The organism is Nonomuraea sp. K271 (genome assembly GCF_009908215.1).
GTDB lineage: Bacteria > Actinomycetota > Actinomycetes > Streptosporangiales > Streptosporangiaceae > Nonomuraea > Nonomuraea longispora.
Genome location: NZ_JAAAHR010000012.1, coordinates 37723 through 51434, shown reverse-complemented (window position 1 = coordinate 51434; position 13712 = coordinate 37723). Strand labels below are relative to the sequence as shown.

12 protein-coding genes are annotated in these 13712 nt (G+C 69.3%); 7 read left to right on the top strand and 5 right to left on the bottom strand.

Annotated features, from left to right (window positions below; translation table 11 throughout):
- Positions 1-105: 105 nt before the first annotated feature.
- Positions 106-1161, bottom strand: a complete 1056-nt coding sequence (locus tag GUY59_RS06320; protein WP_138199535.1) for a BMP family lipoprotein — start codon at positions 1159-1161, stop codon at positions 106-108.
- Between the two features lie 309 nt (positions 1162-1470).
- On the opposite strand from GUY59_RS06320, the gene GUY59_RS06315 reads away from it, so the two are divergent.
- A complete protein-coding gene (locus GUY59_RS06315) occupies positions 1471-3327 on the top strand; it encodes a Xaa-Pro dipeptidyl-peptidase (protein WP_252374839.1) in 1857 nt (618 codons plus the stop codon).
- Positions 3328-3369: 42 nt separating this feature from the next.
- Here GUY59_RS06315 and GUY59_RS06310 read toward each other — a convergent pair whose 3' ends face one another.
- Positions 3370-4593 carry a M20 family metallopeptidase gene (locus GUY59_RS06310; protein ID WP_138199537.1) on the bottom strand — a complete coding sequence of 408 codons (1224 nt, stop codon included), beginning with the start codon at positions 4591-4593 and terminating at the stop codon, positions 3370-3372.
- Between the two features lie 501 nt (positions 4594-5094).
- Between GUY59_RS06310 and GUY59_RS06305 the strand changes: the two genes are divergently transcribed.
- Positions 5095-6486, top strand: a complete 1392-nt coding sequence (locus GUY59_RS06305; RefSeq protein ID WP_236666894.1) for a peptide ligase PGM1-related protein — start codon at positions 5095-5097, stop codon at positions 6484-6486.
- Here the strand turns inward: GUY59_RS06305 and GUY59_RS06300 are convergent.
- Positions 6458-6703 (bottom strand): SCO4848 family membrane protein, encoded by a 246-nt coding sequence (locus GUY59_RS06300; RefSeq protein WP_132330046.1) that lies wholly within the window; start codon positions 6701-6703, stop codon positions 6458-6460. The two genes, GUY59_RS06305 and GUY59_RS06300, sit on opposite strands and share 29 nt — an antisense overlap.
- A 92-nt stretch (positions 6704-6795) precedes the next feature.
- Between GUY59_RS06300 and GUY59_RS06295 the strand changes: the two genes are divergently transcribed.
- Entirely contained in the window at positions 6796-7890 is a 1095-nt protein-coding gene (locus GUY59_RS06295; RefSeq protein ID WP_252374840.1) for a D-alanyl-D-alanine carboxypeptidase family protein, read from the top strand.
- On the opposite strand, the gene GUY59_RS06290 is transcribed toward GUY59_RS06295, so the two are convergent.
- Together GUY59_RS06290 and GUY59_RS06285 are read right to left on the bottom strand one after the other, a co-directional pair.
- Positions 7879-8817: a YihY/virulence factor BrkB family protein gene (locus tag GUY59_RS06290; protein ID WP_138199539.1), complete on the bottom strand. Its 939-nt coding sequence runs from the start codon at positions 8815-8817 to the stop codon at positions 7879-7881. The two genes, GUY59_RS06295 and GUY59_RS06290, sit on opposite strands and share 12 nt — an antisense overlap.
- A 22-nt stretch (positions 8818-8839) precedes the next feature.
- Positions 8840-10117, bottom strand: a complete 1278-nt coding sequence (locus GUY59_RS06285; protein WP_138199540.1) for an amidohydrolase family protein — start codon at positions 10115-10117, stop codon at positions 8840-8842.
- A 60-nt stretch (positions 10118-10177) separates the two neighbouring features.
- Here GUY59_RS06285 and GUY59_RS06280 point away from each other — a divergent pair, with 60 nt between their 5' ends.
- From GUY59_RS06280 to GUY59_RS06265, 4 genes are all read left to right on the top strand, one after another.
- Complete coding sequence (locus GUY59_RS06280; protein ID WP_132330052.1) at positions 10178-10684, top strand: MarR family winged helix-turn-helix transcriptional regulator; 507 nt, start codon at positions 10178-10180, stop codon at positions 10682-10684.
- Between the two features lie 116 nt (positions 10685-10800).
- Positions 10801-11991: a helix-turn-helix domain-containing protein gene (locus GUY59_RS06275; protein WP_138199541.1), complete on the top strand. Its 1191-nt coding sequence runs from the start codon at positions 10801-10803 to the stop codon at positions 11989-11991.
- Positions 11992-12080: 89 nt separating this feature from the next.
- Entirely contained in the window at positions 12081-12275 is a 195-nt protein-coding gene (locus GUY59_RS06270) for a hypothetical protein (protein ID WP_132330054.1), read from the top strand.
- A gap of 151 nt (positions 12276-12426) precedes the next feature.
- Entirely contained in the window at positions 12427-13686 is a 1260-nt protein-coding gene (locus GUY59_RS06265) for an arginine deiminase (protein WP_138199542.1), read from the top strand.
- Positions 13687-13712: the final 26 nt, after the last annotated feature.

Below are 13712 nucleotides of genomic sequence, written 5' to 3'. Positions count from 1 at the left end.
CGTTGGTCGGTGCTGGCTCACTTCGCCTCTCCTAGAAGCAGGGCGGCATGACCGAAGGCCCGAAGTTGCGGACTCCGGGCCCTCGGCTGTCGGTCGCGCCCCTGACTACGGCTTGGCCGGGACCGTGATCTTGCCCTCGACGATGTCCTTCTTGGCCGCGTCGAGTTCGTCCTTGATGTCGTCGATCTCGCCGCCCGTGGTGGCCAGGCCGACGCCGTCGACCTTGAGATCGTAGGTGATGTCGGTGCCGCCCTTGGCGCCACCCTGGAAGGCCTTGATGAACTCGAACACGCCGACGTCGACGCGCTTCAGCATCGAGGTCATGATGACCGACTGGAGGTTGCTCTCCTTGACCGTCTGGCGCTGGTCGGAGTCGACGCCGATGGCCTTCTTCTTGGCCGCGGCCGCCGCCTGGAACACGCCGAGGCCGGAGTCGCCGGCGGCGTGGTAGACGATGTCGGCGCCGTCCTGGAACATCTTCTCGGCAGCGACCTTGCCCTTGTCGGGGGCCTTGAAGCCGGAGAAGTCGCCGTCAGGCGTCAGATACTTCACGTCGATCTTGGCGTCCGACTTGACCGACTTCACACCGGCCTCGAAGCCCGCCTGGAACTTTTTGATCAGGTCGTTCTCCACGCCGCCGACGAAGCCGACGTGGCCGCTGTCCGCCTTGGTCGCGGCGGCGACGCCCGCCAGGTAGGAGCCCTGCTCCTCGGCGAACAGCAGGCCCGTCACGTTGGCCGCGTTGGAGGCGGAGTCGACGACCGCGAACTGGAGGTCGGGGTATTCCTCCGCCGTCTTCTTGATGTCCTCGCCGTAGGCGAAGCCGACGCCGATGATGGGGTTGTAGCCGGCGTCGGCCAGCTGGCGCAGCAGGTCGCCGCGGTTGGAGCCGTCGGAGGCCGGGCTCAACTCCTTGATCTCCGCACCGAGCTCCGTCTTGGCCCTTTCGAGGCCCGCGTACGCCGCGTCGTTGAACGACTTGTCGCCGCGTCCGCCGATGTCGAAGGCCAGCCCGACCTTGAGCGTGCCCTCGGCCTCGCCGGCCGGCGCCTCGCTCGCCGTGGTGCCCCCACCAGTGTCTCCGCCGCAGGCGGCCGCTGCCATGAGCATGACGCCGGCCACCGTGCCGACCGCCATCCTGCTGAATCGCTTGCCGAGCAAGGCGACTCCTTCCATTTCCCGCCGTCTTCCTCCGCTGCGAGTTCGTCGCGCGCGTCAAGGAGCGTACGGCACCTGCACGGAAGATAGTTGCTTGACCAGGGCAGACCAAACCAGCACACAGGGTCGCAACCGCTCCGTTATCGACATCAAGCGCGTCCGTGACCTGAAGCGAACGTCAGGCCCGCGATAAGTTTTGCCCAAGTTTGGGTCTCGATCACTCTTGCCCCCGACCAGATCATGGCGGACATTCCCAGCGACGGCGGAATTTTCCTATCGGAGCACCGTATGCATCCTTGCAAGGTCTTGTCCGTGCCCCTGGTCGCGTTACTCGTCGCGACCTTGACCGGCACCCCGCCCGCCACAGCCGACACCCCCGCCATCAAGATCGACGGCAACGCCACCCAGCCGATCTTCTCCAGGGCGGACGCCGTCGCGCAGACGGTGTTCGTCGAGGTCGAGGGGACCGACAGCGACAACGACGGCAGACCGGACCGCGTCGCCGTGGACATCCTGCGGCCCAAGGAGACCGACGAGGGCCTCAAAGTGCCCGTGATCATGGAGGCCAGCCCCTACTACGCCGGCGGCAACGACGTCTCCAACCACCCCGTGGACGTCGACGAGAACGGCGACCCGCTGGCGGGACTGCGCGCCGACGCGGCCAAGACGGTGCCCCAGCCGTTCGACGGCTACTACGACAACTACTTCGTCCCCCGCGGCTACGCCATCGCGCTGGTCGAGAACCTCGGCAGCGGCCGCGCCACCGGCTGCCCCACCTCCGGTGACCGCAACGAGACGGCCGGGCCCAGGGCAGCGATCGACTGGCTGAACGGCCGCGCCAAGGGCTTCGACGCCGACGGCTCGCCCGTCGAGGCCACCTGGTCCACGGGCAAGGTCGGCATGATCGGCGTCTCGTACAACGGGACCCTGCCGAACGCGGTCGCCGCGACCGGGGTCAAGGGACTGGAGACGATCGTCCCGATCGCCGCGATCTCCAGCTGGTACGACTACTACCGCGCCAACGGCGGCGTCCTGGCGCCGGGCGGTTTCCAGGGCGAGGACCTGGACGTGCTCGCCAAGTACGTACTGACCAGGGAGAACGGCCAGGAGGCCTGCGGCGCGCTGATGGACCGGCTCACCGCCGAGCAGGACCGGGTCACCGGCGACTACAGCCCGCTCTGGGACGCCCGCAACTACATGAACGACGTCGGCAAGGTCAGGGCGAGCGTCTTCCTCGTGCACGGGCTCAACGACTGGAACGTCAAGACCAAGCAGTTCGCGCAGTGGTGGTACGCCCTGGCTGAGCGGAACGTGCCGCGCAAGATCTGGTTGCACCAGGGCACCCACATGAGCCCCTTCAACCTGCGCACCGCCGAGTGGCTGCGCCAGTTGCACGGCTGGTTCGACCACTGGCTGCACGGCATCGACTCGGGCATCATGCGCGAACCCCAGGCGGACGTGGAGAGCGCGGCCGGCCAGTGGGGCCGGCACGCCAGGTGGCCGCTGCCCGGGACGTCCACGGTCCCGCTCTGGCTGGGCTCGGGCTCGAAGCTGAGCCTGCTGCCGCGCCCGCTGTCCCGTAAGGAGTCGTTCACCGACCAGAAGACCAGGACGGCCGAGCAACTCGTCGAGGCCACCGGCTCCGATCCGAACCGGCTGGCGTACTCGACGGGCGCGCTCCCCGCCGACGTGCGCATCTCCGGGACACCCACGGTCTCGGTGCGTGCCTCGCTGAAGGACGGCGCGTCGCCGTACCTTACGGCCTTGCTGGTGGACTACGGCACGGACGAGCGCCCGAACGGCTCCCTCGTCTCGACCGGCCAGAGCTACTGCTACGGCGAGAGCGTCCCCGACGACTCGGGCTGCACGACGCTGAGGAGGCTCGGCACCGCCGTGACCCCCTACAAGATCGTCACCCGGGGCTGGCTGGACGTGCGCAACCGGCACCGCCCCGACCGGACCGAGCCGCTGCGGCCCGGCAAGGAGTACGGCTTCACCTGGGACTTCCAGCCGACCGACTACGTGTTCAAGAAGGGGCACCGGCTGGGCCTGGTGATCCTTTCGACCGACGTCGACTACACCCTGCGCTACCCGCCGGGCACGAGGATCACGGTCGCGCCGGGTCGCTCGTCCCTGCGGCTGCCCGTGGTGTGGGGCCGGCTGATGTGACGGCGAAGGCCCGCCGCGCGTGCGGCGGGCCTTCGTACCGGTTCAGGCCAGAGCGGAGGTGATGGAGTCGAGCGGGCCGACCTCCCACAGCGCGGTGAGCGCGGTGGTGGCCATCACCCGCACGCCCATCGAGATCGCCTTCTCGTCGACGTCGAACGTGCCCTGGTGGATGTCGTAGGTGTAGCCGTCGGGCGAGCGTGTGCCGAGGCGGGCGAACGCGCCTGGGATCGACTCGAGGTACCAGGCGAAGTCCTCGCCGCCGAGCGACTGCTGCGTCGGGACGACCGCGCCCGCGCCGAGCGCGCGCTCGGCGGCCTCGCTCAGCATCTCGACGCTCACCTCGTCGTTGACGACGGGCGGCACGCCACGGGTGTAGTCCATCGTGGCCTCGACGCCGTAGGCGCCTGCCACCGACTCCAGCAGCGACTTGATCAGGTCGGGGGCGGCGTGCCAGGCGTTCTCGTCGAGGCAGCGCACCGTGCCCTCGGCGATGCCGTCGTCGGGGATCGCGTTGGCGGCCGAGCCGGCCTCGACCTTGCCCCAGACGAGGCTGAGCGACGAGCGCGGGTCGACCCGGCGCGACAGCGCGGCGGGCAGCTCGGTGAGGATCTTGGCCAGCGCGAAGACGAGGTCGGCGGTCAGGTGGGGGCGGGCGGTGTGGCCGCCGGGGCCCGAGACCCGGATGGACAGCTTGTCGCAGGCGGAGGTGATCGGGCCGTTTCTCAGCCCGACCTGCCCGACGTCGACGCGGGGGTCGCAGTGGAGGCCGAAGATGCGGTCGACGCCGCTGATGCCGCCGTGGGCCATGACCTCGAGTGCGCCGCCCGGCAGCTCCTCTGCGGGCTGGAAGATCAGGCGTACGCGGCCGGGCAGCAGGCCGGCGGCGGCCTGCTGGGCGAGGAAGAGCGAGGTGCCGAGCAGGATCGTGGTGTGCACGTCGTGGCCGCAGGCGTGGCAGGCCCCCGCCACGGTCGAGTGGTAGGAGACGTCCTTCTCGTCCTGCAGCGGCAGCGCGTCGATGTCGGCGCGCAGCGCGATGGTCGGGCCGTCGCCGCTGCCCACGTCGCAGATCAGGCCGGTGCCGCGGGGCAGCACCGAAGGGGCCAGCCCGGCGGCCGTGAGCCGCTCGGCGATGCGTTGTGTCGTGCGATATTCGGCGAAGGCCAGCTCAGGGTGCATGTGCAGGTCGCGGCGGAACGCCACGAGATCCTGCTCGGTCTCCGCCAGGAACGCGTCGAGTTCTCCCCGAAGCTCACGTCCCCACATATGTCACCGTCCCGTCCCAATGCCGCTCTGCCCCGAACGTCTCGGGCCACACGGCTCATGCGCTGTGAAGACTCGTCCATCCCCGCTAGGGGCGCCCGGATCGGGCGGCCGCCCGGCGAAGCAAAAAACACACCCACTGGTGTCGGGTGCGCGAGATCGTCAGCACGGGCTTGCGTTCGTCAGTCGCGAGTGCCGCCGCGGTCCGGGAGCACAGCGGTCGGCCGTGAGCCCGATGGCGATGCTTCGACTTTATCGCCCTCGCGCGGTCTCCCGGCGACAGATACACCAAAAGTTAGCCGACGGCATGCCCGTAACCTGGGGTGGGTCACGGTAGGTGAGGGGTTGCATGATCCCGAAATAGTCACAAGGGATCAGTAGATGGTGACCCGTTGTCGCCAGTTCCAAACGTGGTCAGCGATTCCGAATCCTGTCACCTTCCGTCATGGTCATCACACTTCAACGATGGCTGTCTCTGAGAAGAATGCGTGCTTCACTCGCTATATGATCACTAAGATCCCGTTCGGGGAGAAGTATGCTGGGTTGAGCATCTTCGAGCCGGTCGAGGGGACCCTGGTGGTCGTGCCCTCGCTCTCCCTGCCGCAGGATGAGCTCCGCCGCATCACGGGAGTCAGGTCGTACGAGGAGCGCCTGCTCTTCCTGCTGCTCACGCTGCGGGAGCCCGGGGTCAAAGTGATCTATCTCTCCTCCGCCCCCATCGATCCCGACATCATCGACTATTACTTCAGTTTCCTCCCCGATCCCGACGACGCCGCCAAGCGCCTCACGCTGATCACGCTCGACGACCCCTGGTCTCAGCCGTTGACCAGGAACCTGCTCTCCCGTCCCGACGCGATGGAGCAACTGCGATCGGCGATCGACGGTGACGCGTGGCTGGTGCCGTTCGTCCTGAGCGAGCTGGAGGAGGAGCTCGCGTCGTCACTCAACGTGCCCCTCTACGGTCCCTCCACGTCCCTTTCCTATTACGGCTCCAAGAGCGGGGCCCGCGAGGTGGGACACGAAGCGGGTGTGCCGATGCCGCGCGGCTTCGGCGACCTGCGCACCGAGGCCGAGATCGAGGAGGCGATGGAGGGGGTGCCGGGCGACCGGGTGATCGTCAAGCTGAACGACGGCTACTCCGGGCTCGGCAACGTGATCGTCGACAAGGGCGACAGGTCGCTGACCAGTTTCTCCGCGGCGGGAGAGACCTGGGCCAGCTACACCGCCAAGATCCAGGAGCGCGGGGCGGTGGTCGAGGAGTACATCGAGCACCGGCCGCTCTACTACCCGAGCGCTCTGGCCTGCATCACGCCCGGCGGGGACGCCCGGGTGCTGGCCACGCACGACCAGATCCTCGGCGGCGACAGCGGCCAGGTCTACCAGGGCTGCACGTTCCCGGCGGCGGAGGAGTACCGCGCCGAGGTGGGCGCGTCGGCGGCCCGCATCGCCACCGCCCTGGCCGAGCAGGGTGTGGTGGGCGTGTTCGGGATGGACTTCTTCGCGCTCAAGGCCGACGCCGGCTACGCGGCGCTGCTGTGCGAGATCAACCTGCGGATCGGCGGCACCACGCATCCGTTCGGCGCCGCCATGCTGACGACCGGGGCCGCGTACGATCCGGCCACCGGTCGCCTCATGTCCGCAGATCAGCCGAAGTTCTACACCGCGACCGACAACTGCGCCTCGGTAAGCCTGCGCGGGCGCACTCCCGGCGAGATCGTCAGGACCGCCGAACGGCTCGGCGTCGGGTTCGACCCCGAGCGGCGCACCGGGAACGTCTTCCACCTGCTCGGAGCCGTGCCCGAGCACGGCAAGCTGGGCTTCACCTCGATCGGGAACTCACGGGAAGAGGCCGACGAGCTGCACGCGCTCACCCGGCGTCTTTACTGCGGCCCGTGACGGGAGCGGCGGCGCCCGTCCCGCCGCGCAGGCCGCGTACGCCGATGACCACCAGGATGACGGCGAGCACGATGTTCACCACGACGAGGATGCCGTGCACCACGTAGAAGCCGGTGGGATGGCCGTCGGCCAAGTTAAACCATAGGTTCACCCACTCGAAGATCATAAATCCGCCGAGGATGATGAGGAATCCGGCGATCTTTCGCGACATGCCCATCTCTCTAGTATCGAAGGCGGATCTCCGGGGGATGTGTCCCCGCATGGGCATTCACACGGAGCTACGCTGAGACCGCCATGTGGACCAAAATCGTGCCAATTGCGGCATTCATCACCTCTGTCTCGCTCACCGGCGGGACCTCATACGCCGCACCGACGTCACCCGTCGGCGGCGAGGCGCTCGGCAGCCATGGCCTGGTGTCGCCCGACGGCGTGAAGAAACCTCCCAAGAGCAAGGCTACGTCGTACGTCATCGCGGACGTCACCACGGGAAACGTGCTCGCGGCGAAGGATGCCCACGGCCGCTACCTGCCGGCCAGCACGCTGAAGGCGCTGACCGCGCTCACCCTCATCCCCAAGCTCGACAAGAACCGCGAGATCCGGCCGAGCCGCAACGCCTGCAACCAGGAGGGCAGTGCGGTCGGCCTGTCCGTCAAGGCGAAGTACAAGGTCGACGACCTGTTCAAGGGCCTGATGATGTCATCGGGCAACGACGCGGCCATGGCCCTCGCCGAGACCAACGGCGGCCTGGACAAGACCATGCGCGACATGAACGCCGAGGCCAAGCGCCTCCAGGCGAACGACACGGTGGCGAAGACCCCGAGCGGCCTGGACAAGCCGGGCCAGAGCAGTTCGGCCTACGACCTGGCGCTGATCGCCCGCGCCGGACTGGCCAACCCCGACTTCAAGCGCTACATCAGTACGAAGACCGCGAAGTTCCCCGCGCCCAAGGGCAAGCACTACGAGATCAGCAACCACAACAAGCTGCTCTGGCGCTACAAGGGCATGATCGGCGTCAAGAACGGCTGGACCTCGAAGGCCAGGGCCAGCTTCGTCGGCGCGGCCACCCGCGGCGACCACACGATCGTGGTGAGCATCATGCGGCACGAGGGGTTCTTCTGGGACGAGGTGGCCAAGCTGCTCGACTGGGGCTTCTCTGTGCGCGGGAAGGCGACGCCGGTCGGGAAGCTCGTCGACCCGCTCCCCGAGCAGCAGGCCGCGCCCCAGCCGCAGGCCTCCACGACCGTCACGCCCGCCGCCCAGCCGGCGCTGCTGGACAGGGCCGCCTCGGAGCAGACCAGCTCCACCAGGACCATCGGGGCGATCGTGATCGGCGGCGGGCTGCTGTTCGGCCTGATCTGGCTCGCGTACGGGATGCGCCGCAAGCGCGGCAGGTCACGACTCTGACGACGTGCCCGGCCGGGGCACCGGCGACGGAGCAGGGGGCGGGCTGAACCCCGACGTCGAGGTCCACGCGGAGACGAACAGCACGAGCCGGGCCGAGAAGTTGATCCAGACCAGCAGGCCGACGACGACGGTGAACGCTCCGTAGACGGGGTTGCTCAACGTCTGCCCGAGCAACAGGGTCGCCGCCTGCTTGAGCACCCCGAACCCGATCGCGCCGAGCAGCGCGCCCCTGGCCAGCTGCCGGAACGGCAGCCCTGACTTGACCACCCACCCGAGCAGGATCAGGAACAGCAGCCAGTCGGCGCCCACGCTCGCCGCCACTCCCGCGATCCTGAGCCCGAGCGTCACCAGCACGGGCGAGTCGCCGAACAGGACGTGCAGCACCCTGTCCGTGGCCGTGGTGGCGAACCCGGCCACCAGTACCGAAAGGATCATCGTCACCCCGACGATGACGAGCGAGGCGAGGTCGCGCAGCTTGCCGGCGACGAAGCCGAGCGGCGGCGCGGTCGTCATCGTCATCTCCCGCAACGACTCGCGCAGCGCGTCGAGCGCGCCGAGCCCGGCGTAGAGGAGACCGAGCAGGCCGATGATCCCGGCGGTCTCCCTGGCCTGGGCGATGCCCTCGATGTCGAGCTGGCCGGCCAGGCCGGGGAGCCGTTCGGCGATCGCCTGCTGCAGCGCGTCTCGGGTGGCGTCGCTGGTCGTCACGACGAACCCGAGCACGGCGTACGAGAGCGCGAGGAGCGGGAAGAAGGACAGGAACGCGAAGTAGGTGACCGCGCCGGCCAGCCGGTCGCCCGACTGAAGCCGGTAACGCTGCACCGCCCTGATGAGGTGGTCGATCGAGGGTCTGCGGACCCGCCAGTCGTCCACCTTGCGCCGGCCCCAGGCCTTCACCGGCTCGATCCGCTCCGCCAGACTCGCCATCTCACTCTCATTCCCTGGACGATCAGCCTTTCACGACCGTGCCCGCCGTTTCGATCAGGGACGTGAGAACCGTCGCCAGGTCGTGGTGAAGCAGCTGCCCATCTCGCTTGACCGCACGCCCCGCGACCAGAACCGTGTCGACGCAGGCGGTGTCGGCGTTGAGCACGATCGCGCCGATCGGGTCGTGGGCCGCCGCCATGCCGGGCGTGCCGGTGCGCATCAGCACGAGGTCGGCCTGCTTGCCCGGCCGCAGCGACCCGACGACGTCGCCGAGCCCGATCACCCGCGCGCCCTCGATGGTGGCCATGCGCAGCGCGTCGCGGGTGGTGAAGCCGAGCCCGGCGCCGTCGGGGCGGCCGCGTTCGAGGAGGTGGACGGTGCGCATCTGGGCGAACATGTCGCCGGGCGCGCACACCACGGTGTCGGCACTGAGCCCGGCCGGGACGCCCGCCGCCCTGGCCCGCCCGGTGATCGGGTAGCCGAGCCCCAGGTTCATCTCGTCGACGGGCGAGACCGAGACGCCGCCGCCGGCTGCGGCGATGCGCTCGAACTGCTCGTCGGTGTAGTGCAGCGCGTGCACAAAGGTGGTCGGGGTGTCGAGCAGCCCGTTCGCCTCCAGGAACGCCAGCCCCCGCGTGGCGCTGTCCGGGCCGTGCCCGCCGAGGTGAGCGGTGACCGGCAGGCCGAGCTCCGCCGCGACCCGCCACTCCTCCAGCGCGCGCTTCTCGCCGGCGATTTCCGGCCCGAGCGCGGCGATGACCATCGTGACCAGGCCCGGTGCGGCGAACAGCTCCTCTCGCACCCGGTGGGCCTGGCTGCGCAGGTCGCCGGGCTCACCGCTCTGGCAGTAACCGAACACCGCCCTGATGCCGGAGTCGTGCAGCGCCCGCACGGCCGCGTCGGTGTGGCCGGGCGAGAACTGAGCGTGGTTCCAGTCGAGCAGCGTGGTGATGCCGGAGTCCAGGCACTCCAGCGCGCCGGCCAGGGTGCCCGCGTACATGTCCCGCGGGCGGTAGCGGGGGGCGATCTCGTCCAGGACCCGCCGCAGGTACTCGGGGAACGTGATGTCGGGCGCCACCGCCCTGACGGCCGCCTGCCAGGTGTGGCGATGGGTGTCGACGAACCCCGGAAGCACGATCATGCCGGTCGCGTCGATCACCTCGGTTCCGGGGACGTCGGCCAGGCCGGGGCCGACGTCGGCGATCCTGCCGTGCTCGATCCGCACGTCCGCCCGGCCCAGCACGACGGGCTCGGGCTCGGTGTCGACGACGACGCCGTTCTTGATCAAGATAGATGCCATGTTAAAAGCTTACGAAGAAGCTTTTCAAAAATCAATTTGCTGACGGGTATTCTCGGTGGTGTGAAGCCCGACGAGATCGACGCCATGGCCGTGCGCTGGAAAGAGGCGGGCCTGCCGGCGTCGCTCATCGCCACGCTGGAGCTGGGCAAGCGGATCTCACGGCTCAACCTGCTGTTCGAGCAGGCCGTCAAGGCCGAGCTGGCCGACCTGGGGCTGACCTACGCCGAGTTCGACGTGCTGGCCGCGCTCAACCGGGCCGCCCCGCCACACCGGATGAAGCCGAGCGAGCTGTCCAAGGCGCTGCTCCTCACGTCGGGCGGCATCAGCAACGTGCTCCAGCGGCTGACAGCCGCCGGCTACGTCGAGCGCGAGGCCAACGCGCGCGACGCGCGCAGCCGCTGGGTGCAACTGACGGACGAGGGCCGGCGGATGGCGGCCGCGGCGCTGGAGGCGTCGGCACGGGCCCACACCGAAGCCGCCGACGTGGTCCCGGAAGAGATCATGCGGACGGCCGCCGACGACCTGCGCGAGATCCTCTCCCGGGTGGGCCGCCGCCGCTACCGCTGATTCCGCGCCCCGCCCTCACTCCCGGGCGGCTCTTCTGAGCAGGGCCGAATCCAGGACAGGCGATCTTCGCGCGCCCTAGCCTGTGCGTTCAGGACCGACCCAGGAGGCCCACGCCCATGGCCGAAATCAGCACCGGGCAGATGGTCAGGCTCCAGCGCGAACGAAGGGGCATGAGCACCACCGCGCTGGCGACCCAGTCCGGCTGCACCACCAGGCACATCGAGCTGATCGAACACGGCAAACGCACCCCGTCGCTCCCCCTCCTGCGGGAGATCGCCAAGGTGCTCGGCGTACGTACCACGGTCCTTTTAGGAGAGACGCCGCGCGACTCCCACGAGCCCAGCCGCCCCCAGATCCGCGACATCGAACGTGCCCTGTTCACGTGGCGCACGCTGACCCCCGACCTTGAGCCGCCCGACGCCGAGCAGCTCACCGAGCGCGTGGCGGCCGCCCGCAACGCCTGGTTCACCTCGGCCCGCCGCTACTCGATCCTGATGGCGGCCCTGCCCTCGCTCATCTCCGACGCCGAGAACCTCGCGCTCGAACGCGCCCCGGCCGCCCGCAACGTCGCGACCGACGCGTACCTGCTGGCCAGGGGCGTGCTCAAGCACCTGGGCCGGGTGGACCTCGCCCACCTCGCCGCCGACCGGGCCATGCGATTCGCCGAGGAGTCGGCCGATCCGCTGATGACGGCGTGGGCGTACTGGAGCCTCGGGCAGTCGATGTTGTCCGACGACATGCACCAGATCGCGTACGACATCGCCCGGCGCGGCCTCGACGTGCTGGAGCCCCACGTCGCCGACGGCGACGAGCGCCACAGGAAGGCGCTCGGCGCGCTGCACCTGCTCGCCGCCGTCGGCGCCGCCCGCTCGGGCGACGACGACGAGGCCAGGGAACGGCTGCGCGGCCCCGCCACGCAGCTCGCGGAGCGGGTCCGCGAGGGGTCGGACTGCTACGACCTGGCCTTCTTCGGGCCGACCAACGTCGCCATCCACATGGCCAGCATCGAGAACGACGCCGGCCGCCCCGACGCCGTGCTGCGCATCGCCGACGACATCGACCTGCGCCGCACGCCGTCGATCGAGAGGCGGACCACGCACCTCGGCCACGTGGCCCGCGCCTGCGAGGACCTCGGCGACGACGCGGCCAGCCTGCTCCACCTGCTGCGCCTGGAGCGGGAGAGCCCCGAGGAACTCGATCACAAGCCGCTGCTGCGCGAGATGGTCAGGGCGCTGGCCCGGCGGGCGCGGCCGTCGTGGGCCCCGGAGGTGCGTTTCCTGGCCGAGCGGCACGGGATCCTGATCTGACAGGCGAACTCTGAGTTCGGTGCATGCGAACTGGGAGATCCTTCGCCTCAGTTCGTCACCGAACGAAGTCTCGATGCGACTCTGCGTTCATGACCACAGCGCCGAGTGCCGATCTCGTCATGGAAAAGCTGCTGCAGGAGGCGGTACGCGAGTTCCCCGGCTGGGATTTCGACCGCGACCCCTCTGGCTGGACCGCCATCCGCGGTGAGACCCGGTTCACCCGGCCCAGCCTGGCCGCCCTGCGGGCGCTGCTGCGGGTGCACCGGGTCGTGCGGCGCGGCTGAGCCCGCGCGACCTCCCATGAGAGGGGCAGGAAATCTCCAAGGCACTTCGCGGCGCGGTTGGCCGGTGAACCCGGCGGGGATGTTCGGGAGCCCGGCCCGGCGTTCGCGCGGGGTCCGGCGGGTTCGCTGATCACCGTCCGAGGAGATCACCATGAACGATCAGCGGTTCGGCGTGCGCTCCGAGGTCGGCACGCTGCGCAAGGTCATCGTGCACCGGCCGGAGCTCAGCCTCAGGCGGCTGACCCCGTCCAACAGCGACCAGCTGCTGTTCGACGACATCCTCTGGGTCGAACAGGCACAGCGGGAGCACGACGCGTTCGTGGCCCTGATGCGCGAGCGCGGCATCGAGGTCTATTACCACCAGCAACTGCTGGCCGAGGCCCTGGACTCCGGCTTCGACGCCAAGTGGCACGCCATCGAGGAGACCGTCACCCACCTGACGGTGGGCCCGATCCTCGTCGACACCATCAGGGAGACCCTGGCCGGGTGGAGCGGCGACAGGCTGGCCGCCCACCTGATCGGCGGCCTGACCAAGGAGGAGTTCGGCACGGCCGCGATGGAGCACTCCTCGCTGGTCGCCGCGGCGGGCGAGAGCGGGGAGTTCATCCTGCCGCCGCTGCCCAACTCGCTCTACCAGCGCGACCCCTCCGCCTGGTTGTACGGCGGCGTCGCGCTCAACCCGATGTTCTTCCCCGTCCGGCTGCTGGAGACGATGAACCAGTCGACGATCTACCACCACCACCCGATGTTCGCGGGGCAGGACTTCGGCTTCTGGTATCCGTTCGCGGGCGACGACCAGCGCTTCAACGAGGAGGACTACGGCACGGCCGCGATGGAGGGCGGTGACATGATGCCCGTCGGCAACAGGACGGTCGCCGTCGGCATCAGCCAGCGCACCACGACGCGCACCATCGAGCATCTGGCGCTGTCGTTGTTCGCGGCCGAGGTGGCCGAGCGGGTGATCGCGGTCCACGTGCCGAAAAGCCGGTCGTACATGCACCTGGACACCGTCTTCACCCTGCTCGACGTCGACAAGGCCACGGCGTACCCGCCGTTCCTCGAAGCGGCGACCACCTACTCGCTGCGGCCCGGCGACAAGCCGGGCACCCTCGACGTGCGCCGCGACACCGGCTTCGTGAACGCGCTGGAGGAGTCGCTGGGCCTGCGCCGCCTGGACGTCATCCCCACCGGCGGCGACGACCACCAGCGGGCCCGCGAGCAGTGGGACTCGGGCAACAACTTCTTCGCGCTGTCGCCCGGGGTCGTGGTCGGCTACCGCAAGAACCAGTTCACCAACCGCAAGCTGCGCGAGCACGGCGTCGAGGTCATCGAGATCGACGGTTTCGAGCTGGGCAAGGGCCGCGGGGGCGCGCGGTGCATGACCTGCCCGATCCTGCGCGACGACGTCTGAGCGCCCGCCGCGGGCCCTCTGCCGTG

Coding starts and splice junctions, on each gene's coding strand:
- GUY59_RS06310 (WP_138199537.1), bottom strand. CDS start 4,593: ATGTGGGGACGTGAGCTTCGGGGAGAACTCGACGCGTTCCTGGCGGAG.
- GUY59_RS06305 (WP_236666894.1), top strand. CDS start 5,095: ATGATCACTAAGATCCCGTTCGGGGAGAAGTATGCTGGGTTGAGCATC.
- GUY59_RS06300 (WP_132330046.1), bottom strand. CDS start 6,703: ATGGGCATGTCGCGAAAGATCGCCGGATTCCTCATCATCCTCGGCGGA.
- GUY59_RS06290 (WP_138199539.1), bottom strand. CDS start 8,817: ATGGCGAGTCTGGCGGAGCGGATCGAGCCGGTGAAGGCCTGGGGCCGG.
- GUY59_RS06285 (WP_138199540.1), bottom strand. CDS start 10,117: ATGGCATCTATCTTGATCAAGAACGGCGTCGTCGTCGACACCGAGCCC.
- GUY59_RS06275 (WP_138199541.1), top strand. CDS start 10,801: ATGGCCGAAATCAGCACCGGGCAGATGGTCAGGCTCCAGCGCGAACGA.
- GUY59_RS06270 (WP_132330054.1), top strand. CDS start 12,081: ATGACCACAGCGCCGAGTGCCGATCTCGTCATGGAAAAGCTGCTGCAG.
- GUY59_RS06265 (WP_138199542.1), top strand. CDS start 12,427: ATGAACGATCAGCGGTTCGGCGTGCGCTCCGAGGTCGGCACGCTGCGC.